Here is a 21,599-nt window from a genome sequence, read left to right as displayed (position 1 = left end):
CGACGAGTTCACTCCGGTCCGGCCGTCTCGGGGACAGGCTTAACCCCGTCTGCGTCGATACTGTGGCTAGATAGCGTCCCCCACGGCGCGACTCCAGACCATGACCGACAGAATCGATTTGGACGAACTCGACGCAGGCGAGACCGACGAGGACGCCCCGAACCCCGGCGACTGGTTCTGGCGCGGGGAGGGCGACCCCGACGACGCTCCGGACGCCGTGACCGAGGTCCGGACCTCGGCGACCGAATCGACGTCCGATTCGGCGTCGTCCTCCGACTCGGAGGCGGACGGTGCGGAGGCGGACGGCGCTGACCCCGTCCCCCGCGTCCCGCGCGAGAACGACGACAAACCGGTCGGCGTTCCGACGGCGTCCGGCGGCGCTGGCGCTGGCGTCGAGTCCAGCGACGCGAGCGAGGAACACGGTCCCGACCCGGTCTCGGCCTCCGGTCCCCACGGCGGCGGGGCCGACGACATGACGCTGGCGTTCACCTACGCGGCCGCGACGCGCCTCTCGAACTTCGGCGCGGCCGCGCTCGACGCCGACGGGTGGGCCGACTGGGTGGGCATCGTCGGCCGCGTCCCCGCCCACGTCCTCAACAAGTTCCAGCGCGACCGGAACGTGGACCTCGACTTCTTCAACGGGTCGAGCGCCGGTCCCGGCGAACGCCTCGCTCGAATCGGTCCGCGCTCGATGTTCTACGCCGAGCGCATGGTGGTCGTCGGCGTCGAGGGCGAGGACGAGGAGATAGCGGAGACCGCCGACTGGGAGTTCGTCCCGCTCTCGGAGGCGGCCGAGAAGGCGGGGTGGTCGGTCGCCGAGGACCGGAGTCCCGACGCCGCGGAGTAGTTTTTTAGCCCCCGGCGTGGTAACGAGACGCACGGGGGTTCAAATGAGTCTACGAACCGCGGGACGACAGGCACCGCTACTGCTGATTGGCGTCCTGCTCTTCGGCGCGTGGGTCGCGATGAACGTGTTCAGGGTGTTCGAGGCGATTCCGTCCTTCTGGTCGGGCGGGGGCGGTACCGTCGGCCCGACGTGGGTCGGCGGTCTTGTCGGCCTGCTGGTCATGCTCGGTCTCATCGGCCTGCTGGCCGCGCTGTACGGCGCGCTCTCGGAGTCGTCACCGACGCCGGACACCTTCCCGCCCGAACGCGGCGGTGTTCGGTGAGATGACCTACTACGAGTGCGAGGCGTGCGGCCAACTGGCCGACTTCGCCGACGCCCACGGGCGACCGCTGCACCGGGAGTGTCCGGTCTGCGAGGAGCAGTCCGTCTGGAAGACCGCGTTCACCGACGAGCGAACGGGGGTGTCGTTCTGACCGTCGAGTTCACGGTCGGCGACCGCTTCGTCGAGGCGGCCGAGGAGTGGGGCGACAACCGGATGATGGACCGCGAGGACGCCGTCGAGACCAAGGCCGAACAGGCCCTGCTCGAAGTCGAACACCTCGTGTCGGGCGCGACCGACGTGTCGTTCGACGTGGAGGGTCGGACCGTGCGACACGAGGCCAGCGACGAACTCGCGGCCCTGCTCGCCGAGCAGTCCGCGGAGACCGGACTCGACGAGTCTGAACTGCTCCGACTCCACGTGGACCTCTTCTCCGGGGCGTTCCGCGAGGACGACGCCGTACGCCCGCCGAACGCGCCGCCGGAGTGACCACGTAACGCCGGCGTGAGTGACATCGGCGTGATTTCCCGACGCCGCGTGGCGGCCCGCGACTCAGCGCCGTTCGGCGTCCAGTTCGTCCGCACGACGTTGCACGTCGTCGAGGGCGCGCTCCTGTTCGTAGCGAGTCGCGCCGCCGGACTCGCTGTGGCGGCCGCGGTACTGCCACGAGGGAATCGCGTCCCAGACAGTTCCGTCGCCATCGGTGGACGACTCGCGGGAGCGGAGCCACGCGAACAGACGAGTAATCATGTATTCACGTTGTTGTTCTAACACCTTAACGATTCACCCCTCGTCGGTCGGCAGAACATCTAAGTCGATGCTCGTTGCGTGCTATCGTATGACGCACGAGGACAGAGGCTGGCGGCCGGACCTCGGTCTGGAGGAGTACGGCGGCCACGAAATCTGGGACCACGGTATCGGCCCGCACGAAATCAACGCCGGACAGGTCGACGGCGACATCGAGTTCCCCGCGGAACTGAAAGAGGGTCTCGCCGTACTGGACGACGAGTAACCGTCACAACTGCGGGAACGACCGCTTCCCGCGAGGCGGGACGTAGAAGTTCGCCCGCGACCGGACCGAGACGAAGTCGAGGATGCCGTTGTTCTCGCGGTCGGTGATGGCGGGACTGTCGTCCCGGACGTACCACCCGTTCATCGCTTTCCGGGTGCGCTCGAACTCCGACAGCGACTGCTGGAGCGAGAGGAAGTGGACCCCGGCGTGACCGCCGTCCACGGTGTTGAAGTCCCGGCGCAGGAGGAGCGGTTCGCCGTCCTTCCGCGTCTGGGCGACCTTCTCCTGATGGCCCACCACGTCGAACTCTTTGGCGTGGCCCGTCACGTCGTCGCTAAACGGAACGTCGTCGGTGAAGTTCGCAACGTCGGCGGGCGAGAACTCCGGCGAGAACATCCGGGCGACTCGCCCCTCGTCGTCGAACGCTCGGAACCACTTGCCGAGCGACTGGCGGAGGTGGCTCACGTGCATCGTCGTCCCGCCAGCGTACGCGCCCGAGTCGATTGTCACGCGGTCCTCGTTGGCCTGCGTCCCCTCGAACCCCGACCTGAAGCCCATGAACATCCGGTCGCGTTCCGAGAGAGGCGGATTCTCGGGGATACCCTCGGCGTCGGTGTGTTCGAGGGGCAGTCCGGCCCCGCGGAATCCCGTCCGGCGCTCGGCCACGTCGAACGCGTCGCCGAGGCGGGCGTCCACTGACTCCCCGGCCAGCGCGTCCTTCTCCTCGAACATCGCTGCCTCGGCGGCCCGGAGGTTCGAGGCGGCGTCGCTCGCCAGCACCACCGCGGCGTCGAACTCCAGCAGGTCGGGGTCGTCGGTCCGCGACAGCACCTCCGGTCGCCGGACCGGAGACGAGTCCAGCGCGCCTACGCGCTCGAAGTACCGAGTCCCCCACGAGAGCGCGTGGAGCAGTCCGTCCGAGGACCAGTCGTAGGCCGATTCGAGCGTCCGCATCGCCCGCTCGACGCGCTCGGCGGCCTCGACCGAGGGCGACTCCGCGAGGTCCAGCAGGAGAACGAGGTGGTGGCGCGGCAACTGGGGGTTGCCGTGTTCGTCGCTCCGAGAGACCGCGTTCCACGCGTGCTGTCTGCTCGGCAGGTCGTGCGGGTTCTCCGGCAGGTCGAGTGCCGTCTCCCGGTCCCCGGTCGCCCGGAACTGCGAACACCCCGCGAGTCCCGCCGCGGCCGCCGCGCCCGCGAGTTTCCCCAGCAGGCGGCGTCGTGACGCCATGCGTGGTAATCGCATGCGCTAGCGCGGCGATGGGCAAAAACGTTGCTCCCGATTTCTCCGTCCGCCGTCACCGCGCTCGGCGACCCGGACACCGATTCAATATAGCCGCAAATGTTTATGATGAAGACCCACATACCACGAGTAGTGGCCGCAATCGGACCGCTCCACGGCGGGACCGGAATGAATCTGCCGCTGGCGCTCGACGCCGCGAGCGCGATACTCGCGGTCGGTGCGCTCGTCTTCGGTCTCGTCGTCTACGACGCCTATCGGACCTACTGGGGGTAGCACATGCAGGGAGACCACCGTTCGCACGACCGACCCGCGCCCGACCAGTCCTCGCCCGGCCGCGCGAGGACCGACCGACCCTACAGACGCCGAGCGCTCCACCTCCTCCGGCGGTCGGTGTACGCGCTGACCGCGCTCCTCGGACTCTCGCTGCTGGTCATCGGTACCATCGCCATCATCGCCGAGGTGAAGGGGACGTGGCACTGGTCCATCCACCTCGAATCGACCCTGAGCTACGTCGGCCTGTTCGTCCAGTACCTGCTGGCGGTCCTCGTCCCGCTGTTCGGCCTCTTCGTCGCGGTTCGCGGGCGGTGGTCGGATGCGTGAACTTCCCGCACGTCGAGCGGCGCAAGTCGTCCCGCTCGTCCTCGTCGGCGCGCTGCTGGTCGTCGTCGCAGGCGTGGGACTGGTCGCGGCCGTCGCCGAGACCCAGCAGACGTGGCGCTGGTACTTCCGGATGGAGCAGGCGGTGGCGACGGCGACGCCGGTCGCGCTCGCGCTCTCCGGAGCCTCGCTGGTGGCGCTGTTCGGTGCGGTGTTTCTGACCGGGGAGGAGTAAGCGACTGGTCGCGCCCCGGAAGTCGGCCGACGGTCAGACGCTCTGGAAGCCAGCGGTGACGTCGCCGGAGGATGCCACCGTAAATAGGGCCTCGTACGCCTGTTGGCCGCTCCCTTGACTGTCAGCGTCGAGGGCCCTCACCTCGTGGTTGCAGAACGACTTCGACTCGCCGACCGCGACGAACGTCCGGCCCGCTTCGGTCCACTGTGCGCCGACGAGTTCCGACCCACCTGCCGGGACGTCGAGTTGGGCGAAGTAGACCTGCTCGCCGTTCCGGACCACCGAGAGGTTGAACAGGTCGTCGGTGTCGGATTCGTTTGCGACGCGCACCCGTTCGAGGACGTTCGGCGGTTCGTCGGCCGACTCGGCTTGGACACCGGGCAGTTTCGACGAACAGCCCGCGAGCGCACAGACCGCCGTGAGACCGAGCCCCGACCGTAGCAGAGACCGCCGTGAGGGTTCGAGGACCATACCCACGACTCTCGCGTTCGTGGTAAATTGTTTACGTATCAGAAAGCACGGCTCGCGTGCCGCAGGGGAGCCAACTCCGTCAGACCATCTGTGCGACCAGTTCGTCCTCGAACTCGGCGAGGCCCGCGACGACGTTCGCCCCGGCCCGGTAGAACGGTTCGTCGGTCTCGTCCAGCACGTCCTCGGCGAACGCGTCCGCCCAGTGCAGGAGGTGTTCGTCCAGAAAGACGCGCTCGTAGCCGAACGTCTCCTCGTCGCCCGCGCGCTGGCGGTCCACCAGATAGCGGAGGAACGCCAACTCGACGGCGAGGTGGTCGTCCTCCTCGGGGTACGCCTCCGGCGGCGACCACCCGGCCGCGGCGTAACTCGCCGACACCGCCGCCAGTCCCTCGCCGAGGAAGTCCTCGTCCTCTCGGTAGTACGTCTCGTGCGCGAGGACGGGCGGGCGCGGGCCGACGAAGACCCGAGTGAACTCGGTCGCCAGTTCGTCCTGCACGTCTTCGACCGACCGGCCCTCGTTGGCCTCGACGAACCGTTCCAGTTGCGCGAACCCCTCGTCCATCGCGGGATTCACTTCGTCGCCCGGTATCCGAATCTCGCCCTCCAGCAGGTTCGCCACGAACGACTCCCTCGGGGTGTCCCAGAAGGTGTCGATGGCGTAGTTGAGGAGTTCGATGCGCGCGTCGTAGAGTTGGCGTTCGTCCATGGGTCTTCAGTTGGTCGTTCGTGGTGTCGTCCGTCCGTTCCTCACCCCTCGAAGAGGAGTCTGGCGCGGCAGTCGCCGCAGTATTCGAAGACGCTGTGGTCCGAGTCCGGCGCGAGTCCGGCCACCATCCCGCCGACCTCGCCCTCGATTTTCTCGGCCGACGCCTCGCTGGTGAAGGGCTTGCCACATCGGACGCACTCGCGCATCTCGCCCTCCATCACCGTCGTCCACGCTGGGTCGTCGGGTCGGCCGTCCCCGTCGTCCGGTGGTCGCTCGCGGTTCTCCGGCAGGAGCGACAGGTCCAGTCCGTCCCGCATCTCGATGGCGGTCTCGGGACACCCCTCCTCGCAGAGGCCGCAGTTGACGCACCGCTCGTGGTTGAACTCCAGATTCCCCTCGCGCCGCCGAATCGCGTCGGTCGGGCAGAGGTTCGTGCAGGTCGGCGTCAGCGCGCAGTCGTCGCTGACCGCCATCCGGCCGAAGTCCTTGAGTCCGCGAATCACCTCGCGCTCGGGGTCCGCGTGGTCCAGAATCGCCCGGACGCTCTCTAAGGTCCAGCCGTGACTGTCGAACTCGGGGTTCGGTCGGCCCTCGTCGTCGATGCCCCCGGTCGCCTCGTACTCGCCCGCCGGAATCGGCGACTCGTCGAGACCGTCGACGAACTCGTCCAGCGACTCGGCGAACCCCGCGGCGTCGTCGGGGTCGGGCGCGAGGAAGGTCGCGCGCTCGCCGAGTCCGAGGTCGGCGGACGCGCGATTCAGTCGGGCCACGAGTTCGGCCTTCGGGTCCGGCCCGGAGTGCCGGCAGTCGCCGCCGCACCCGACCACCGCGACGCCGTCGGCACCGGCCGCCAGCGCGTGCATCGCGTGGGCCTCGCCCACCGCGTCGGCGCACGGCACCGACACCGGCAGGATGGGATGATATTCGAACTCCGCGCCTTCGACCGTCGCGTCGCGGCCGTACTGTCGGAGCGTGCGCCGGGCGCGCTCCGAGCAGACGAACGCCACGACCTGCTCGCCGATGGGGTCGCTCCCGCCGAACAGCCATCCGCCGGAGTCGGGTTCCTCCAGCAGGGCCTCGACTTCGCGCGCGACGCGGCGGTTCGAGGGCTCTCGGAGTTTGGTCGCACCCGTCGGGCACGCGCTCGTGCAGGCCCCACAGTCCTGACAGGCCACCTCGTCGAACTCGACCTCGTCGATTCGCGGGCGCTCGACCGCGCCGTGGGGGCAGGCCTCCACGCACTCGTTGCACCCCATCTGGCTCGATTCGCCCGACGCGCACACGTCCATGTCGAGGTCGAGGTGTTTGGGCTTCTCGACGCCGCCGAGCAGGTCCTCGACCGCCGCGACGGTCGCCGCGTCCACGGGACCGGTGTAGAACCCGACGCGCCCGCCCCTCGTCTCGCGGTCCGCGCCCGGATGCACCACTTGGTCGGCCGCTATCGTCCGCTCGACGCCCCCGAGTTCGATGGCGTCGGTCGGGCAGCACTCGACCCACTCGGGGGTCCCGCCGTCGGCGGCGGTCGGGTCGTCCCCGACCGCGCCGTCCTCTCCCGCCGGGGAGTCGCCGGTCGCCGCGGCCGCGGCCTCCGGCGAGATATCGACCGGGAATCGGGTGACGCCGTCGTCGGGACCTTTCCGGACGCACTCCATGCACCCGATGCAGTCCTCGGTCACGTGCGCTTCGAGCGCGATTTCGAAGTCGCCGTAGCGCCCCTCGACCCCGACCACGCGCCCGCGCTCGACGGTCACGCCGTCGAGGTCGGCGTCGGTGTCGGCGAACTCCCGGCCGTCCGCGACCAGCGTCACGTCGGCGGTGTCGGCCAGCGCGGCCGCGGTCTCGGCGTCGCCGACGACCGCGACCGAGTTGCCCGCCTCGCGAGAGACCGACCGGGAGACGGCCTCCTCATCCAGTGCGGCCCGCCTCGCGTTGAGCAGTCTGGCGGTCTTCTCGGTCGCCGCGGGTTCGTCGTGGACCCATCCCGCGCCCTCGCGGTGGTCCACGAACGCCGCGGCCTCCGGGTGGAGTCCCTTCTCGACCGCGAACTCGCGGAACTTCCGCTTACAGCGCGACTCCGAGGCGGTCACGACGAACTGGTCGAGTTCGTACTCCTCGACGACCTGCTCCATGGCCGCGAGTCCGTCCTCGCAGAGCAGGCGCGAACTCGCCACCACGTCCACCCCTTCGACGCCCTCTCGTACCCCTTCGAGGTCTACGTCGCACGTTTCCCCGCACGAGCAGACGAACGCCCCCGTCTTCATGCTCGTACTGATACAGTCGGTTCGGACAAAGGTCTTGCGCAGAGTCAACACGCCACACGTCGATTCGTCCGTCTGGAGTAGTGATGAACAGTTGTCATCACCACCCGAACTTTAATGATTGTTAGAATTGAACCGGCTCTAGGGATTGGCAAGTGCTGACAAGGAACAGGCCACGACGGGGGTACCATGAGTACTGAACCAACGGAACCAGTTTCACTCGACCTCGACAGGCGTTCGTTCGTGAAGGCGAGCGCGCTGGCGGGGGCAGTCGCACTCGGTGGTAGCGCAACGGGACAAGTACTCGCGCAGGACGACGGGGGTGAGGAGGAACCGGAAGGAGCGCTCGGCCAGACCGAGACGGTCAAGACCATCTGCAACTTCTGCGCGGTGGGTTGCGGATTCAAGGGCGAGCGCAAGGGCGACGCCTTCGTCGGACAGGAACCGTGGCACGAGCATCCCGTCAACAACGGGTCGCTCTGCTCGAAGGGCGCGGGCATCTACGGCAGCGAACACTCGCCCAAGCGGTTGAAACACCCGCTGAAACTCGTCAACGGCGAGTGGCAGAAGGTGTCGTGGGACGAGGCCATGTCGGAGGTCGGCCAGAAGCTGAACAAGTACCGCGAGGAGTCGGGGCCGGACAGCGTGATGTGGCTCGGGAGCGCTCACCACTCCAACGAGGAGGCCTACGCCTTCCGAAAGCTGGCCGCGTTCTACGGGACGACCAACGTGGACCATCAGGCCCGCATCTGTCACTCCACGACGGTCGCGGGGCTGGCGAACACGTGGGGGTACGGCGCGATGACCAACACCATCAACGACTACCGGAACTTCGACCTCGACATCATCATCGGGCAGAACCCCGCGGAGGCCCACCCGATAGCGATGCAGCACATCCTCGAAGGCCAGAAGCGCGGGGGGAAGATAGTCGTCATCGAACCGCGGTTCACCAAGACCGCGGCCCACGCCGACCACTTCTACCGACTCCGACCCGGCACGGACACCGCCCTGATGATGGGGCTCCTGCGCTATCTGCGCGACCAAGGCGAACTCGACCAGCAGATGCTCTCCGAGCGCGTGAACGGCTGGCCGGACGTGGAGGCCAAACTCGACCGGTACGACCTCGACACCGTCTCGGACATCACGTGGATAGACAAGGCCGACATCCGCGAAATCGGTGACCTCGTCATCGAGAACAAGCCCAGCATCCAGATAGAGTGGGCGATGGGCGGCACCCAGCACAACAACGGGACCCAGCACATCCGGTCGTACGCGATGCTGAGCCTCGCCACCGGGTCGGCCGCCCGGTCGGGCGGCGGTCTGCAGGTCATGCGGGGCCACTCGAACGTGCAGGGGGCGACCGACCTCGGGCCGAACAGCCACATCCTCCCGGGCTATTACAGCGTAACCTCGCCCGGTCGTGGTCCTACTGGGCGGACGTGTGGGACCAGAGTCCGTGGACGAGCGGGAGTACGTCGTTCAAGGACCTCAACAGCCGGTACGACAACATGCCCAAGCAGAAGTGGCAGGACCAAGCCGCCGAGGCCACCTCGGCGTTCATCAACGTCGGCGACGCCAAGGTCCCGAGTCGGTCGATGATGTTCCAGAAGGGGCTGACGGTCGCCCGGTGGTTCGAGGGAGCGCTCCCGAAGGAGGAGCGACTGAATCAGGCCCAACTCTACCAGCCGACGAAGCTCCGGGCCGCGGTGTTCGACGGCCACTCCGCGAACTCCATCAGCGAGATGGGCAAGCAGAAGAAAGCGATGGAGAACCTCGACCTGCTGGTCGTCGTGGACATGTTCCCGTCGCTGGCGTCGGTGATGGCCGAGCGCGACGACGGCGTCATCATCCTGCCCGCCTCCAGCCAGTACGAACACCACGGCACCGTGACCAACTCCCACCGGTCGGTCCAGTGGCGCAACCCGGTCCGACCGCCGAGCCACAACTCCAAGACCGACATGCAGATAATTCAGGAGTTGGCCGCCGAGTTGGGCCACGGCGAACACTTCGACTGGGGCGGCGGGCCGGAACTGTTCAACGGGAAATCGACCTACGAGCAGTGCCTGAAGGAGATAAACCTCGGGGTCCGGACCATCGGCTACCAGCAGGACCCCCAGCGACTCCAGCGCCAGTACGAGTACGACTACGCCTTCAGCACGGAGGACCTCGAAGGCAAGTCCGGGCCGGTCGAGGGCGAGTACTGGCAACTGCCGTGGCCCTGCTGGGGCGAGGGCCATCCGGGGACGCCCATCATCTGGCGCGACGATTTGGACCCCAGAGAGGGCGGGCAGGACTTCCGCGCTCGCTGGGGGACGAAAGCGCCGACGAAGAAGGAGTGGAACGAGATGGTCGAGTCGGGCAACATCCCGGACGACAAGCAGTACCCGTTCCAGAACACGGTCCAGCAACAGGGCGAGAAAGGACTGGACATGCTCCGCGCCCCCTACAGTCCGGACTGGTGGGACGGACAGGGGAAGATTCAGGGCGTGCCCCAGTACCCCGGTTTCTCGACGGTGTGGCCCGAGGACATCACCAACCCCGACGCGCTCTCGGTGCCGTACGAGTACGCGCTCCGAGAGGACAAGTCGGTCCTCGACACCGCGAAGAAACTCCAGCAGATGCGTAAGAACGGCACCGTCAAGCCGAAGGGCGCGGCGTCGGGCATCAAACCGGCCGACTACCAGCAGCACGACGCCAAGCAACCCGACGCGCCGACCGGCCGCGGCAGGGCGCGGGGGGTGGCGTGGAACTTCCTCGACACGGTGCCGGTCCACCGCGAACCCATCGAGAGTCCGCGGCCCGACCTGGTCGAGCAGTGGCCCGCGAACGGTACCCAGACCAACTTCTACCGGCTCGACCAGAACAACGCCGCGATTCAGAAGACGGCGACCAAGAAGGCCAACCAGCAGGGCATGGACACCATCATGACGACCGGACGGCAGGTCGAGCATCAGGGCGGCGGGTCCGAATCGCGCTCGAACGTCTTCCTCGCGGACCTCCAGCCCCACATGTACGCCGAGATTCACCCGAAGAAGGCCACCCAGATAGGCAAGAATCAGGACGGCGTCTCGGCGGGCGTGGACGGCGGGGACCTCGTGGTCGTCCAGACCACCGACCGCGGGTCCGTGTTGGTGAAGGCCCGCGTGACTCACCGACCCAACCAGCGGGAGATATTCCTGCCGTTCCACTGGGGCGGGGTCTTCCACGGCAAGAGTCTGGAGGACAAGTATCCCGACGGGATGGCTCCGTTCGCCATCGGCGACAGCGCGAACATCGTCACGTCGCGGGGCTACGACGCCGAGACCCAGATGCAGGAGACCAAACCCGCCATGGTGCGACTCTGGAAGGCGACCGAGTCGAAACTCAGGGACCTGAACATGTGGGAAGACGGCAAGATGGTCGGCTTCGACGCCGAGTTCCCGCAGGACCGGGAGGGCATCGGCACGCAGAAGGACTTCGACGTGCGCGACCACCAAACCACGCAATGAGGTGATACACAATGTCAAAACAACAGTCACAGAACCAGTCGGGTTCCGGCGAGGAGGTCATGCGAAGCGGCGTGATGAGTACGGGCGAGGACGCGCGCATCTTCCCGGACGTGGAGGCCTGCATCGACTGCGGCGGGTGCGTGGTCGCGTGCAAGCGGACGTGGGACGTGCCCCGCGACGAACAGCGAATCAGCGTCGCCACGATGATGGAGGGTCAGGAGGCCGCACAGGGTCTCAACGCCAACAGCGCTCGCGCCCTCAAGGAGGGCAAGAAACCGGGCGAGACGTCCATCCCGATGCAGTGTTACCACTGCGAGAACGCCCCGTGCGTCTCGGTCTGTCCGACGGACTCGCTGATAAAGAAAGACGACGGATTCGTGGACGTACGCGACAGCCTCTGCGTCGGGTGTCAGTACTGCCTGTCGGCCTGCCCGTTCGGCGCGCCCCAGTTCCCCGAGTCCGACGACGGGAGCGCCCAGATAGTCGGAAACGGGAACGTGATGGACAAGTGTACGATGTGCGAGGAGCGCCAGTCCGAGACCGGCAAAGGGCCGGCCTGCGCCGAGGAGTGTTCGACCGACGCCATCCTCGTCGGGAGCGCCGACCAGATAGCGGACGAACTCGAACGCCGCGATGCCGACGTGTTCTTCAACGACGTGGCGATGGACATCATCTTCGGCGAGGACGCGGAGGTGTTCGGCGGATGAGCGACCCCGCCGAGCGTGACAGTCGTGGCGGCTCGGCCGAACACGGAACGGCCGACGACCGAGTGCGCGAGTCCGACCGCTTGGACGCGACCGGTGAAGCCCGGCCCGACGCGGAGACCGCGCAGGCCGACCGCGAAGACGCTCGAACCAGCCGCGACGACACGCAAGCGGGCGACGACGCCCGAACCGCCCCCGAAGACCCCGACCGGGACCCGGACCGCGAGACCGAAGGTCACGACGGGTCGGGTCTCACGGGCGGCGTTGCGGTCGCAGTCGCGGCCGGTGTCGCGTTCGGTGCGACCGCTATCGCGTACCTCTGGGCCGACAACTGGTTCGGCGGGCAGGAACTGTTCTTCGAGAACCTGTTCCGAATCGCGCCCACCGTCTCGGGCGGCGGCGTCGGCACCGACTGGGTGGTCGGCAACACCGTCCCCGTGCTCGACGCGGCCATCGCCATCACCCACGCCGCCGACGCCATCATGGGCGTGTTCATCCTCGTGATGGTGTTCATCCACTGGGCGGCGTTCCGACAGCTCTCCGACCGAATGCGGCGACCGGCCGACCGGAGGACGAGCGACACCGTCGCCACCGACGGCGGCGAGCGAAACGGAGGTGAGGAGCGATGACCAACCTCGACCACGGCAAGTTCACGCGAACGACCACCATCTTCCACTCGCTGCTGGCGCTCGACGTGTTCGCGCTGTTCTTCACGGGGTACGCCGTGATGTTCAACGACGAACTCTGGTGGCTGGTCACGCTGATGGGGGGCAACACCGGCGTGCTGGCGGTCCACCGCCTCGCGGGGATGGGACTGGTCGCCCTCGTCGTCTTCTGGATAACGCTGACGATAATCACGCCCGGCGGTCGTCGGGGCGTCAAGGCGGCGATGCCCTCGAAGAAAGACGTGGAGGCCGCGATTCAGGACGTGAAGTTCGCGCTGGGCCGGGCCGAGGAGCGCCACCCCCACGCCCGCCAGTTCGCAGGCTACTCCGCGGACGAGGTGCCCCTGCTGAGTTACGTCGGGAAGGGCGTGGTCTGGATATTCTCCATCGAACTCGTCCTGCTGATGCTGTCGGGCCTGCTCATCTGGAACAAGGTCGGCCTGATGCAGTATCTGGCGACCCGGACCGCGGCGCTGGCGTTCGTCACCTTCCACGGCCTGCTCGGGGTCATCATGCTGATGGGCGTGATGTTCCACATCTTCGAACACGGGTTCCACCCGGCGTTCTACCCGGTCGAACTCAAGGCGTTCGTCCCGCGGGACTTGACGCCGGGCCAGCACGACGAGAAGGTCGTCGAGGAGACGGCCGTGACGGAGGAGGTAGTCACCGACGAGGAGGGCCGAGTCGTCGAGGACGAGGTGGTCGTCACGGAGGAGGAGCGAATCGAGGAGGAACGTCACGAGGGGACCGGCATCGAGCAACTGACGCTCTCGCCGAGTTGGAACTGGGCCGCGAACCTGATGGGCGTCCTGACCGTCGTCGGCATCGTGAGCGTCCTCGTCGGGAGCATCTTCGACGAAGGGTACCCCGTGCCGCGCGAACTCACTATCGGCGGCGGGCCGACCAACGCGCTCCTGACGGTCGGCATCAACGTCGGTATCCTCGTCCTGTTCGTCGGTCTGGTGCTCTCGATGTACGGCAACGTCCTCCGGAAGCGCTACGAGGCGCAACTCCGCGAGCGCCGCGAGACGCCGATGGCAGACGGGAGCGGGGACGACTGACCCGAGAACCGTCTCTCACTCTCTTCGAAGACAGTTCGTCACCCGATTAGGTCGGCCGACTCCTCGGACAACTCGACCGTCACGTCCTGTCTAGTCTGCTCGCGAATCTGGTCCAGATTCCGGGTCAACACGTCGAGGATGTCGGCGGGTTCCGGATACACCAGCATGTTCTGCTGGTCGTCCTCCATCACGAGTTGGGTGTCCGTGAGGGTGATGCGGTCGTTCTCGATGCTGGCGACGACCGCTGGGAGGACCTCTTCGCCGCCGGGGTCGCCCTCCGCGACGCGGGTCACGTACAGCGAGTCGATGCCGATGAGGTCCTTGTACTCCCGTATCTGCTCGGCCAGCGCCACCATGTCCTCGGTGATGGCCGTCTTCTCGGGATTGCCGTGGGTCCCCTCGTAACAGTGTTTACACACCCGTAACTCCATGCGCATACCTAACACGTAACGGTGGCGTGGGTATTGACGGTTGCGCCTCGGCGGACCTCGTTTCACGGCTCTTGCTGATTCGACCCCGAGACTATCACGTAGCACCCACCGACTGCAGCGGCAGCGCGGTGGAGAGGCTTCGGGTGAATCGGACTTCTTCGAGCCAAATCCAGCGAAGCGTCCGGTACACGGCCCGTTTCGCCCAAACGAGTCGGCCGCGAGTGCGCCCTGTACCTCGTAGTTTCCATATATCGAAATAGAATTTACGAGACTGGAACCAGACATTGCGCCACTCAGTTTTATTCAGTTTACTGTCATTAATGAGGGCGCTGCATTCCACAGATGCTCCAATTTCGCGGGGCAGACGACAGGTTACCTCGCAGGACGAGTTGGTCCGACCGTCGGTAGTGGACGAGTGGTTGGCGAGCGGCATCGGGGGTCTCGTCTCGCACAGCAGCATCGCGAAACGCGAAGAGAGCACGAAGAAATCGGTCGCTACGTCGGTCCCGGTGGTTCTGTTGCCGGTCGTGGGCGTCCCATCTACGGTCGCTTTCCCAGAGTCGTCGGAGACGGCAAGCGGCTCGAGACCGCTCGACGGAACGAGACGACTCTGTCTCGAGGCGACGTTCGACCAGTAAAGTTGACGGGAAACGACCTGACAGCCAGTTATTCTCTCAAAACGCGGCGACACCATCCGGCCGGAGAGTCTGGAGGTCGTCTTTCGCACCGATTGCGTATGACTCGTGAAGCCGAGAGCCGAAACGTGGAGAAACACCGAGGAGCGCCGACACTCCCTCGTGAAACCCCGAAACGCGGACCGATGCCCAGTCGGGACCGAACAAACTCCCCCGAACCGAGCGAGGAAGCGAAGCCAAGCGGAGGACTCTACCGAGGAACCGTTCCTCCGGCGACGGACGAGGTAGCGGAGTCGGACGCGCCGACGTGACCACCGCCACCGTTCCGGGGAGCGATGCGACTATCGAAGGCGAACACCACCGATTCGACCACGCGAGTCAGAACTTCGGTCGATAACCGTACATCGAATCTCCGTTTACGCCGTCTCTGACAGCGCCTCGACTGACCTTCGATGGCGACTCTCCGGACCCCTTGACCGAGATTATCACTGACGTCACCTCCGCCCGGTCCACCGTCTCAGAGTACGGACGAGACGGCCGCGTCCCGGAGGAAACCAACGACGCCGTGAGAACAATCCCTGCCGTCGTGGGTGACTGGTCGACGAGAATCAGCGATGAACCATTTCTCGGCCGTCGGTGAAGGTCGGCCGTCGGACGACGGGACGGGGACGCCCACGTCCCTCGCCGACCCAAAGGAGTCGCCGACAGTATCGTCCCGTGCGGCGTACAGAAACCCGATAGCGGTGGCACTCTACTTCGGTCGAAGTGTTCGACCCCGCGTGCAGACGCTCTCCGACGCGTCCGGACAGAAGGGTCTAGCGGTTCGTTTCTGACGACACGGGCGCGGTTCTCGGTCTCAGTCCCGGTCGAATTCGTGTCCGAGACGGACTCCGACGGCTACATCCCGTCTGCGGGCAGTCCGTACGCTCCCGTCACGGGGTTCTGTCAACAGCCCTCCCCTCGCTTTCTGAGGTGCTACGGAACTTCACCGTTTCTCCGGTGCTCTCGAAGTAACTGCGGTAGCCCTCGGATAGTGGCGCAGGACTCTGGACTGACTCTACATCCAGTAAGGGGGAGGGTGACAGAATTAGAGTCCGGGGACAATCGACCACCGAATTCTGATGCCAGACTAGGAGATTGTAGTAATGAGATGTCAGGTTGAGGTCGCAACTATCATCCGGGAAAGTCTAACCACCCACGGTCTCGCGAGTACACAGGATGGCTGACAGAACCCGAGAACAAGTTATAGAACGAACAATATTGGGGTGGAATTATGCCTCTACTGAAGGAGTGTTTCGGGGACGTTACCCCAGGGGTCGAGGGTGTCGAAACCACCCTCCGCGAAACCTCGATTCTGGTTGTTATCCAGACATTACTTCGCTGTGAGAAGATGTGAGTAAGAACACCATTCTCTTCGAGGGCGTGGGTAAAATTAGAGACGTGAGTGTAGGACTACTAGCGGTGAATTGAAGTGCTACATTCGCGAATAACAGAAATATAGCGCGGGATAAGGAGGCCATCTCTCCCAAATAAGATTGTTTATTCTGGAGTCTGGGATACTTTGATAACGGTGGGGTGAGTCGCCCCGAACATGGCCAGCGACGAGAACGTCGATACGACTCGGAAGGCTGTGAAGACGTTCGTCCCCGCGTATCAAAAAGAGGAGTGGAAACGACACGCAGACGAACTCGACATGAGCCAGAGCGAGTTCGTGCGGACGATGGTGCAGGCGGGTCGGCGCGACTTCGACATCGAGACCGCGGAGTCGGAGTCTGGTTCCGCGTCCAAGGTAGACGAAGCAGGTGACGGCGAGGAGTTAGCGGACCACGTCCTCTCCGTCCTCTCGGCCTCAGAGTATCTCTCGTGGGACGAGTTAGTGGACGAACTGACGAACAACATCGAAGACAGATTGGAAGAGTCGCTCCAGCGCCTCCAGAGCGAGAACCGAATCCAGTACAGCGGTCGCCGAGACGGCTACACGCTCGTTACGGGGAACGATGGCGACTGAGCAGCAATCCGACGGCGACGAGGGCGCGAACGACCCGATAGCGTACTTCCTGCAGGACATGACCTACCACGGGAAGACCGAGCGGACGCGAGACGCCTACGAACGCGTCCTCAGAGAGTTCGAGGCGTTTCTGGGTACGCCCGACCGGAATCCGATGGGAACGGCTAAGACCCCGTCAGCGGCGACGCGGCGCGACTGCATGGCGTGGATTCACGAACTCCGCGGGAACGTCGCCGAGAGCACCGTCGCCACCTACGCCTCCTACCTCCACCGGTTCTACGCCTACATGAATCAAGTGGGGGAGTTCGACTCGAATCCGATGACGCTGGTCGTCGAGGAGATGGACGAGCGAATCGACACGAACCCGACGCGGCGGGACATCTCGGTTGACGCGATGGTGTCGTTCGTCGCCGACGTGACCCACCCGCTGGACCGTGCAGTCGTCGTCACCCTACTGAAAACGGGGATGCGGGCCGGCGAACTCTGTAATCTCGACCTTCGGGACGTGTCGCTGGCCGACACCGACCACCAGACCCGACCGCAGTTGGACGGCAAGGCGGACTCGATATACGTCTCGCCGGAACCGACCGTCGGCGAGGAGTGCAACGGCGAGCGTCGGCCCGCATCCAACAAGCGAAAGCGCGAGACGGTGATTCCGGTGGACGACGAGTTGAAGCGCGTACTGAAGCAGTGGCTCGCGGTGCGCCCGGACCCGATATCGTCCGCGAACCCGGTGTTCACGACGACGCGAGAGAACTGGGGCCAGCGAGTCACGCCCGACATCGTCCACCACATCGTCACGAAGCACGCCGGCGAGCGCGGTTGGCACCGTCGGGGCGGCGACGCCGCCGAGAACGTGACGCCTCACTACTTCCGGCACTTCTTCACGACCCACCTCCGGGACAGAACCGGCGACAGGGGCATCGTGAAGTATCTCAGAGGCGACGTGGCCGAGGACATCATCGACACCTACACTCACAACTGGGGCGACCGAGTGCGCGAGGTCTACGAGGCAAACGTCTACAGTCTCTGCTAGCGCTCAGAGCGTTTCGCGAGGTGACGAGGCGCTGTTCCGGAGCCTCCGTTCAGTTACCTGACGTTATCGGCACCCGGGGGCAGACAAATAAACTGTATGGTGATATATCGTCTCCTCCTACTGCACGTCGGAACTCGACGCCTTCGAGAGCATGTAGACCGCGACGCCGCCAAAGACGACATCGAGCGCGAGCAGAACCGCCAGCGCCGGGACTAAGGTGTTCCAGACGCCGCCGAACTGCGTCACCTCCACGACCGTCATCACGTCGCGGCCGAGCATGAGCGCCCGCGCCGCATCGACGCCGTAGGTGATGGGATTGTAGGTCGCGACGGTCTGAATCCAGTCGGGGAGGAGTCGAAGCGGGAGAAACGCGGTCGAGACGAACAGCAGGGGGAACTGGAGCAGGTTCGCGCCGATGATGGTCGATTCTTGGTCCTTGGTGACGACGGCGATAGTGTTCGACAGCGAGACGAACCACATCGAGAAGACGACGCCGACGAGCACGATGCCGAGCGCCCCCACGAGTCCCGTGGCGATTTCGGCACCGAGCAGGACGCCGAGTGCGAGGATGATACCGATTTGAATCAGGATACGGAGTATCTCTGCGGCGGTCTTCCCCAGAAACACCGCGGCCCGGTTCATCGGACTCACCAGCACCTTCTCGAACATCCCGCTCTCGATGTCGTTGACCAGTCCGACGCCGGAGGTGGCCGCGGCGGCCAGCGATACCTGTACCGCGATGGCGGGCACGAGGTACGTCTCGTAGCTGATACCGGCGTCGCCCCGACTGATGGCACCCGTGGCGACCTGTCCGAACACCTGCGTGAACAGCACGAGGAAGATGATTGGCTGGACGAGCGAGACGACGAGGACGAAGGGGTTGCGGACCGCCTTCAGGTTCCACCGCTTGAAGTTGACCCAGAAGTCGCCAGCGAACGAGTTGCCCGAACGAGTCGCGTCGGCCGACCCGCCGACCCGAACGTCGGACCCCTCGGCGTCGCCGGCGGAGTCGGTCGGCGCGCTCATCCGTCTCCCTCCTCGTGACTGCTCTCGGTGGCGTCCGCTGACCGTTCGGGACCCTGCCCGGCGGCGGTGGCTGCGGTCCCGAGTTCGTCTTCGTCGCCGACGTGCTCGCCGGTGATGGCGAGAAACACGTCGTCGAGCGTCGGCGCGCGGACGTTGAACCCGGTGACCGTCAGGTCGGCGTCGCGGAGTGCGACGAGCAGGTCGGTTCCGCGCTCGCGGGCCTGCTTCGAGGTGACGGTGATACCCTCGTCCGTCGTTTCGACCGCGGCGTCGGTCTCGAAGAGGTCTCCGCTCCGGGCCACCGCCGCCGCGCGTTCGTTCTCGGCGGCGTCGCCCTCGACGTCGATGTCGAGGATTTCGCCGCCGACCTCGCGTTTGAGTTCCTCGGGCGACCCCGTGGCGACGATTTCGCCGTCGAGGATGACCGAGATGCGGTCGCAGAGTTCGTCGGCCTCCTCGAGGTACTGGGTCGTGAGGAAGATGGTCGTGCCCTGTTCGTTGATGCGCCGAAAGTACTCCCAGAGGCGGTTGCGCGCCTTGGGGTCGAGTCCCGTCGTCGGTTCGTCGAGGAACACCAGCGGCGGTTGGTGGACCAGCGCGGTGGCGGCGTCGAGGCGCTTTTTCATCCCGCCCGAGAACTCCGAGGCTCTCTTGTCGGCCACGTCCGCGAGGCCCGCGAGGTCGAGGAGTTCGTCGATGCGCTCGCCGCGCTCCGCTCGCGGGACGCCGTAGGCCTCGCACGCGAACCGGACGTTCTCGCGCGCGGTGAGTTCCTCGTCCACGCTCGTCTCCTGAGCCATGTAGCCGATGGACTCGCGGACCTTTCGGGGGTCCGACGCGGCGTCGAAACCGTTTACCCACACCTCGCCGTGAGTCGGTTTCAGCAGCGTGGCGAGCACCTTGATGGTCGTCGTCTTGCCCGCGCCGTTGGGTCCGAGGAATCCGAAGAACTCCCCTGCGGGAACGTCGAGTGAGACGTCTCGTACTGCCTCCGTACCGTCGCCGTAGGTCAAGTTGAGGTTCGTCGTGTGGATAGCGGACTCGGTCGGTGGGGATTCGCTCGCTGTACCTCGCGCCGCCGTTTCACGTGAGGAATCCGGGTGTGACATGAGTTCTCGAACTACGGCGATATCGCTTCACCTCCACCGGAGGAGATACGAACGTATATAGCTGCTGAATAAATAATCAATCACGTGTCCGCGTTAGACATCTTCGAGAACGACTCGGACGATACCAAGTCCGCCATCATGAGAGCGACCTACCTCGCGCTCTGCGAACACGGCTACGCCAACCTGACTATTCAGCGTATCGGCGACGAGTTCGAGAAGAGCAAATCGCTCCTGTACCACCACTACGACAGCAAAGACGAACTGCTCGTGGACTTCCTTGGATTCGTCCTCGAGAAGTACAAAGCCGACATCCCGGCGGAGGAGTACGACGACCCCTGCGCTCACCTCCGAGCGGTTCTCGACCACGTCGTTCCGCCGACGCTGGACGCCGAGCGCTACGAGTTCACGAGCGCGATGATTGAACTTCGCGCACAGGCACCCCACGACGAGGCCTACCGCGAGCAGTTCACCCGGAACGACCGCTTCTTCCGCCAGCAGTTCGCCAACGTCGTCAGCGACGGTATCGAAACAGGTGCGTTTCGCGACGTGGACCCCGAGCAGACCGCCGCGCTGTTGGTGACGACCATCAACGGGTCGATGCTCGAACGAGTCACGACCGACGACGCCGAGGACGCCATCCGCGCGACGCGGCGCGAACTCGACGCGTACATCGATTCGCACCTGCTCGCGGAAAACGGTGATTGAACGTCACACGCCGGAAAACGAATCGCGAGCGACACGAAGAAAACGACGGCGACCGCGCCGACTCAGTAGATAGCCATCTCGGTCTCGGTCTCGGCCCGCGCGAACAGTTCCTTGACGCGCTCGGCCGTCTCGTCGGTCTCCTCGTAGTTCTCCATCAGCACCGTCTCGCTCGGGAACAGTTCCTCGCCGACGACGAGTCCGTGTTCCCGCGCGGTCGAACCGGTCACCGTGAGGTAGACGCCGACGCCAGTGTCTGCGATAGCGGCTTCCTCCTCCTCGTCCTCGCCGGGGTAGGCGAAATCGAGGGGGTCCGAGTTCCGCGTCCCGATGACCGCCTCCACGAGGCGCTCGTACCGCGGCGAGATGCAGAGTTCGCCCTCGTAGTCCCGCAGGAACTCGCGGGAGGGACTGCCCCCCTGCGGGAGCGTCTCGGGCGTCGCCATCAGCGTGTGGTACACCGTGTCTCCCATCCCGGCGACGACCCGGACGTCGGTGTCGTGCGGGTCGATGCGGGCGTTCAGGTCGGCGATGCGGGTCAGCGGGTCCGGGCGCAGTTCCACGACCTCCTCCAGCACGAGGTCGGCGCTGTCGAACCCGAGCGCAAAGTCGTGCTTGCGGAGCGCACGGAACGGTTCCTCGCGCCCGACGAGTCGGAGGTTCACGCCGCCCGCGGAGACGGTCACGCTGTCGAAGACGATGCGACGAGGCTTCCCGGCCCGGTCGTCGCGCAGGAGCGTGAAGTCGGGTTTCGCGGGGTCGTCGAGGTCGCTGTAGTCGGCGAGGCGGTGGTAGACGTCACGGTCGGGCGTCTGGTCGCCCTTCGTGACGGCCTTCTCGTAGCGGAGCGTCGAGACGATTTCGTCGGCGACTTCCTCCGCGCCGGTCTCCTCGGCGACGCGCTGGAGGACCGCCTCCAGCGGGCGGCCCTTACGCGGCACGGCGACCGCAATCGTGTCTGTCATTGTTCGTTCAAAGGTGAACCGGGAGTAAACGCGTTGCGTTTCGCGGTATCCGGTCACAGGACCCCTACGCTCGGTCCCGAGT

The 21,599-nt window shown here is 65.7% G+C and carries 23 protein-coding genes and 1 pseudogene; 15 read left to right on the top strand and 9 right to left on the bottom strand.

Annotated features, from left to right (window positions below; all coding sequences use genetic code 11):
- Positions 1–100 precede the first annotated feature (100 nt).
- From FXF75_RS09580 to FXF75_RS09570, 4 genes are read left to right on the top strand one after another with little or no spacing between them, the layout of a single operon-like run.
- Positions 101–847, top strand: a complete 747-nt coding sequence (locus tag FXF75_RS09580) for a hypothetical protein (RefSeq protein ID WP_163521652.1) — start codon at positions 101–103, stop codon at positions 845–847.
- Between the two features lie 43 nt (positions 848–890).
- Positions 891–1,169 (top strand): hypothetical protein, encoded by a 279-nt coding sequence (locus FXF75_RS09575; protein WP_163521651.1) that lies wholly within the window; start codon positions 891–893, stop codon positions 1,167–1,169.
- Between the two features lies 1 nt (position 1,170).
- Entirely contained in the window at positions 1,171–1,320 is a 150-nt protein-coding gene (locus FXF75_RS22080) for a hypothetical protein (RefSeq protein WP_205427403.1), read from the top strand.
- Positions 1,317–1,655 (top strand): hypothetical protein, encoded by a 339-nt coding sequence (locus tag FXF75_RS09570; RefSeq protein WP_163521975.1) that lies wholly within the window; start codon positions 1,317–1,319, stop codon positions 1,653–1,655. The genes FXF75_RS22080 and FXF75_RS09570 overlap by 4 nt, the downstream gene beginning before the upstream one ends.
- A gap of 63 nt (positions 1,656–1,718) precedes the next feature.
- Here FXF75_RS09570 and FXF75_RS09565 read toward each other — a convergent pair whose 3' ends face one another.
- Complete coding sequence (locus tag FXF75_RS09565; protein ID WP_163521160.1) at positions 1,719–1,916, bottom strand: hypothetical protein; 198 nt, start codon at positions 1,914–1,916, stop codon at positions 1,719–1,721.
- 88 nt (positions 1,917–2,004) lie between these two features.
- Between FXF75_RS09565 and FXF75_RS22075 the strand changes: the two genes are divergently transcribed.
- On the top strand, positions 2,005–2,178 hold the full coding sequence (locus FXF75_RS22075) for a hypothetical protein (protein WP_205427401.1): 174 nt from the start codon (positions 2,005–2,007) through the stop codon (positions 2,176–2,178).
- A gap of 3 nt (positions 2,179–2,181) precedes the next feature.
- Here the strand turns inward: FXF75_RS22075 and FXF75_RS09560 are convergent, their stop codons facing one another.
- Positions 2,182–3,423: a hypothetical protein gene (locus FXF75_RS09560; protein WP_240334592.1), complete on the bottom strand. Its 1,242-nt coding sequence runs from the start codon at positions 3,421–3,423 to the stop codon at positions 2,182–2,184.
- 129 nt (positions 3,424–3,552) lie between these two features.
- On the opposite strand from FXF75_RS09560, the gene FXF75_RS09555 reads away from it, so the two are divergent.
- From FXF75_RS09555 to FXF75_RS09545, 3 genes are read left to right on the top strand one after another with little or no spacing between them, the layout of a single operon-like run.
- Positions 3,553–3,693 carry a hypothetical protein gene (locus FXF75_RS09555; RefSeq protein WP_163521650.1) on the top strand — a complete coding sequence of 47 codons (141 nt, stop codon included), beginning with the start codon at positions 3,553–3,555 and terminating at the stop codon, positions 3,691–3,693.
- A 3-nt stretch (positions 3,694–3,696) separates the two neighbouring features.
- The gene (locus tag FXF75_RS22565; protein ID WP_240334591.1) at positions 3,697–4,020 is read left to right on the top strand and encodes a hypothetical protein; all 324 of its coding nucleotides are present in this window, start codon (positions 3,697–3,699) and stop codon (positions 4,018–4,020) included.
- Complete coding sequence (locus FXF75_RS09545) at positions 4,013–4,252, top strand: hypothetical protein (RefSeq protein ID WP_163521649.1); 240 nt, start codon at positions 4,013–4,015, stop codon at positions 4,250–4,252. Before FXF75_RS22565 ends, FXF75_RS09545 begins: the two co-directional genes overlap by 8 nt.
- Before the next feature lie 33 nt (positions 4,253–4,285).
- Here the strand turns inward: FXF75_RS09545 and FXF75_RS09540 are convergent, their stop codons facing one another.
- From FXF75_RS09540 to FXF75_RS09530, 3 genes are all read right to left on the bottom strand, one after another.
- The gene (locus tag FXF75_RS09540; RefSeq protein WP_163521648.1) at positions 4,286–4,723 is read right to left on the bottom strand and encodes a twin-arginine translocation signal domain-containing protein; all 438 of its coding nucleotides are present in this window, start codon (positions 4,721–4,723) and stop codon (positions 4,286–4,288) included.
- 79 nt (positions 4,724–4,802) lie between these two features.
- Positions 4,803–5,429, bottom strand: a complete 627-nt coding sequence (locus tag FXF75_RS09535) for a molecular chaperone (protein WP_163521647.1) — start codon at positions 5,427–5,429, stop codon at positions 4,803–4,805.
- A 41-nt stretch (positions 5,430–5,470) separates the two neighbouring features.
- Positions 5,471–7,690 (bottom strand): hydrogenase iron-sulfur subunit, encoded by a 2,220-nt coding sequence (locus FXF75_RS09530; protein WP_163521646.1) that lies wholly within the window; start codon positions 7,688–7,690, stop codon positions 5,471–5,473.
- 186 nt (positions 7,691–7,876) lie between these two features.
- On the opposite strand from FXF75_RS09530, the pseudogene FXF75_RS23470 reads away from it, so the two are divergent.
- The 4 genes and pseudogenes from FXF75_RS23470 to FXF75_RS09510 all read left to right on the top strand — a co-directional run bounded on the left by FXF75_RS23470 (position 7,877) and on the right by FXF75_RS09510 (position 13,605).
- Positions 7,877–11,175, top strand: a pseudogene (locus tag FXF75_RS23470) (molybdopterin-dependent oxidoreductase).
- Positions 11,176–11,234: 59 nt separating this feature from the next.
- The gene (locus FXF75_RS09520; protein WP_163521973.1) at positions 11,235–11,882 is read left to right on the top strand and encodes a 4Fe-4S dicluster domain-containing protein; all 648 of its coding nucleotides are present in this window, start codon (positions 11,235–11,237) and stop codon (positions 11,880–11,882) included.
- The gene (locus FXF75_RS09515; RefSeq protein ID WP_163521645.1) at positions 11,879–12,508 is read left to right on the top strand and encodes a hypothetical protein; all 630 of its coding nucleotides are present in this window, start codon (positions 11,879–11,881) and stop codon (positions 12,506–12,508) included. The genes FXF75_RS09520 and FXF75_RS09515 overlap by 4 nt, the downstream gene beginning before the upstream one ends.
- Positions 12,505–13,605 (top strand): cytochrome b/b6 domain-containing protein, encoded by a 1,101-nt coding sequence (locus FXF75_RS09510; RefSeq protein ID WP_163521644.1) that lies wholly within the window; start codon positions 12,505–12,507, stop codon positions 13,603–13,605. The genes FXF75_RS09515 and FXF75_RS09510 overlap by 4 nt, the downstream gene beginning before the upstream one ends.
- Before the next feature lie 38 nt (positions 13,606–13,643).
- On the opposite strand, the gene FXF75_RS09505 is transcribed toward FXF75_RS09510, so the two are convergent.
- Entirely contained in the window at positions 13,644–14,042 is a 399-nt protein-coding gene (locus tag FXF75_RS09505; RefSeq protein ID WP_163521643.1) for a hypothetical protein, read from the bottom strand.
- A 2,220-nt stretch (positions 14,043–16,262) separates the two neighbouring features.
- Here FXF75_RS09505 and FXF75_RS09500 point away from each other — a divergent pair.
- On the top strand, positions 16,263–16,679 hold the full coding sequence (locus tag FXF75_RS09500) for a DUF5805 domain-containing protein (RefSeq protein WP_163521642.1): 417 nt from the start codon (positions 16,263–16,265) through the stop codon (positions 16,677–16,679).
- The gene (locus FXF75_RS09495; protein ID WP_163521641.1) at positions 16,669–17,715 is read left to right on the top strand and encodes a tyrosine-type recombinase/integrase; all 1,047 of its coding nucleotides are present in this window, start codon (positions 16,669–16,671) and stop codon (positions 17,713–17,715) included. The genes FXF75_RS09500 and FXF75_RS09495 overlap by 11 nt, the downstream gene beginning before the upstream one ends.
- Positions 17,716–17,832: 117 nt before the next feature.
- Here the strand turns inward: FXF75_RS09495 and FXF75_RS09490 are convergent, their stop codons facing one another.
- Positions 17,833–18,741 (bottom strand): ABC transporter permease, encoded by a 909-nt coding sequence (locus FXF75_RS09490; protein ID WP_163521640.1) that lies wholly within the window; start codon positions 18,739–18,741, stop codon positions 17,833–17,835.
- Positions 18,738–19,850, bottom strand: a complete 1,113-nt coding sequence (locus tag FXF75_RS09485; RefSeq protein ID WP_163521639.1) for an ABC transporter ATP-binding protein — start codon at positions 19,848–19,850, stop codon at positions 18,738–18,740. Before FXF75_RS09485 ends, FXF75_RS09490 begins: the two co-directional genes overlap by 4 nt.
- Before the next feature lie 84 nt (positions 19,851–19,934).
- On the opposite strand from FXF75_RS09485, the gene FXF75_RS09480 reads away from it, so the two are divergent.
- Positions 19,935–20,555 (top strand): TetR/AcrR family transcriptional regulator, encoded by a 621-nt coding sequence (locus FXF75_RS09480; protein WP_309221785.1) that lies wholly within the window; start codon positions 19,935–19,937, stop codon positions 20,553–20,555.
- A 62-nt stretch (positions 20,556–20,617) separates the two neighbouring features.
- Here the strand turns inward: FXF75_RS09480 and FXF75_RS09475 are convergent, their stop codons facing one another.
- Complete coding sequence (locus tag FXF75_RS09475) at positions 20,618–21,517, bottom strand: hypothetical protein (RefSeq protein ID WP_163521638.1); 900 nt, start codon at positions 21,515–21,517, stop codon at positions 20,618–20,620.
- Positions 21,518–21,599 lie beyond the last annotated feature (82 nt).

Source organism: Halorussus sp. MSC15.2, assembly GCF_010747475.1.
In the GTDB taxonomy this organism is placed as follows: domain Archaea; phylum Halobacteriota; class Halobacteria; order Halobacteriales; family Haladaptataceae; genus Halorussus.
This window is presented reverse-complemented; position numbering and strand designations above follow the sequence as displayed.

Bases quoted from the DNA above. Each gene is read 5' to 3' on its own strand.
- FXF75_RS09545 (WP_163521649.1), top strand. From the start codon at position 4,013: ATGCGTGAACTTCCCGCACGTCGAGCGGCGCAAGTCGTCCCGCTCGTC.
- FXF75_RS09580 (WP_163521652.1), top strand. From the start codon at position 101: ATGACCGACAGAATCGATTTGGACGAACTCGACGCAGGCGAGACCGAC.
- FXF75_RS09530 (WP_163521646.1), bottom strand. From the start codon at position 7,690: ATGAAGACGGGGGCGTTCGTCTGCTCGTGCGGGGAAACGTGCGACGTA.
- FXF75_RS22075 (WP_205427401.1), top strand. From the start codon at position 2,005: ATGACGCACGAGGACAGAGGCTGGCGGCCGGACCTCGGTCTGGAGGAG.
- FXF75_RS09500 (WP_163521642.1), top strand. From the start codon at position 16,263: ATGGCCAGCGACGAGAACGTCGATACGACTCGGAAGGCTGTGAAGACG.
- FXF75_RS09510 (WP_163521644.1), top strand. From the start codon at position 12,505: ATGACCAACCTCGACCACGGCAAGTTCACGCGAACGACCACCATCTTC.
- FXF75_RS09535 (WP_163521647.1), bottom strand. From the start codon at position 5,429: ATGGACGAACGCCAACTCTACGACGCGCGCATCGAACTCCTCAACTAC.
- FXF75_RS22565 (WP_240334591.1), top strand. From the start codon at position 3,697: ATGCAGGGAGACCACCGTTCGCACGACCGACCCGCGCCCGACCAGTCC.
- FXF75_RS09515 (WP_163521645.1), top strand. From the start codon at position 11,879: ATGAGCGACCCCGCCGAGCGTGACAGTCGTGGCGGCTCGGCCGAACAC.
- FXF75_RS09520 (WP_163521973.1), top strand. From the start codon at position 11,235: ATGCGAAGCGGCGTGATGAGTACGGGCGAGGACGCGCGCATCTTCCCG.
- FXF75_RS09505 (WP_163521643.1), bottom strand. From the start codon at position 14,042: ATGCGCATGGAGTTACGGGTGTGTAAACACTGTTACGAGGGGACCCAC.
- FXF75_RS09560 (WP_240334592.1), bottom strand. From the start codon at position 3,423: ATGCGATTACCACGCATGGCGTCACGACGCCGCCTGCTGGGGAAACTC.
- FXF75_RS09490 (WP_163521640.1), bottom strand. From the start codon at position 18,741: ATGAGCGCGCCGACCGACTCCGCCGGCGACGCCGAGGGGTCCGACGTT.
- FXF75_RS09540 (WP_163521648.1), bottom strand. From the start codon at position 4,723: ATGGTCCTCGAACCCTCACGGCGGTCTCTGCTACGGTCGGGGCTCGGT.
- FXF75_RS22080 (WP_205427403.1), top strand. From the start codon at position 1,171: ATGACCTACTACGAGTGCGAGGCGTGCGGCCAACTGGCCGACTTCGCC.
- FXF75_RS09475 (WP_163521638.1), bottom strand. From the start codon at position 21,517: ATGACAGACACGATTGCGGTCGCCGTGCCGCGTAAGGGCCGCCCGCTG.
- FXF75_RS09565 (WP_163521160.1), bottom strand. From the start codon at position 1,916: ATGATTACTCGTCTGTTCGCGTGGCTCCGCTCCCGCGAGTCGTCCACC.
- FXF75_RS09495 (WP_163521641.1), top strand. From the start codon at position 16,669: ATGGCGACTGAGCAGCAATCCGACGGCGACGAGGGCGCGAACGACCCG.
- FXF75_RS09575 (WP_163521651.1), top strand. From the start codon at position 891: ATGAGTCTACGAACCGCGGGACGACAGGCACCGCTACTGCTGATTGGC.
- FXF75_RS09485 (WP_163521639.1), bottom strand. From the start codon at position 19,850: ATGTCACACCCGGATTCCTCACGTGAAACGGCGGCGCGAGGTACAGCG.